The sequence below is a fragment of the Robertmurraya dakarensis genome (genome assembly GCF_900156875.1).
In the GTDB taxonomy this organism is placed as follows: Bacteria; Bacillota; Bacilli; order Bacillales; family Cytobacillaceae; genus Robertmurraya; species Robertmurraya dakarensis.
On record NZ_LT707404.1, the window covers coordinates 1 to 930 of the forward strand.

The 930-nt window shown below is 52.2% G+C and carries 1 rRNA gene; it reads right to left on the reverse strand.

The features are described 5' to 3' along the window. Nucleotides 1-930 (reverse strand): 23S ribosomal RNA (locus tag CZ487_RS00370); the annotation flags it as partial.

The following is a 930-nucleotide window of genomic DNA, read 5'->3' on the forward strand; positions in this document are numbered from 1 at the left end:
GAGAAACGGATTTGCCAATTTCTCTGCCTAACTGCTTGGACGCGCATATCCAACAGCGCGCTTACCCTATCCTCCTGCGTCCCTCCATCGCTCAAACGGTAATGAGGTGGTACAGGAATATCAACCTGTTGTCCATCGCCTACGCCTTTCGGCCTCGGCTTAGGTCCCGACTAACCCTGAGAGGACGAGCCTTCCTCAGGAAACCTTAGGCATTCGGTGGATGGGATTCTCACCCATCTTTCGCTACTCATACCGGCATTCTCACTTCTAAGCGCTCCACCAGTCCTTACGGTCTAGCTTCAACGCCCTTAGAACGCTCTCCTACCGCGGACACGTAAGTGTCCACCCACAGCTTCGGTGATACGTTTAGCCCCGGTACATTTTCGGCGCGGAGTCACTCGACCAGTGAGCTATTACGCACTCTTTAAATGGTGGCTGCTTCTAAGCCAACATCCTGGTTGTCTAAGCAACTCCACATCCTTTTCCACTTAACGTATACTTTGGGACCTTAGCTGGTGGTCTGGGCTGTTTCCCTTTTGACTACGGATCTTATCACTCGCAGTCTGACTCCCACGCATAAGTACTTGGCATTCGGAGTTTGTCTGAATTCGGTAACCCGATGAGGGCCCCTAGTCCAAACAGTGCTCTACCTCCAAGACTCTTGATCGTGAGGCTAGCCCTAAAGCTATTTCGGAGAGAACCAGCTATCTCCAAGTTCGATTGGAATTTCTCCGCTACCCACACCTCATCCCCGCACTTTTCAACGTGCGTGGGTTCGGGCCTCCATCCAGTGTTACCTGGACTTCACCCTGGACATGGGTAGATCACCTGGTTTCGGGTCTACGACCACATACTCATTCGCCCTATTCAGACTCGCTTTCGCTGCGGCTCCGTCTATTCAACTTAACCTCGCATGTAATCGTAACTCGC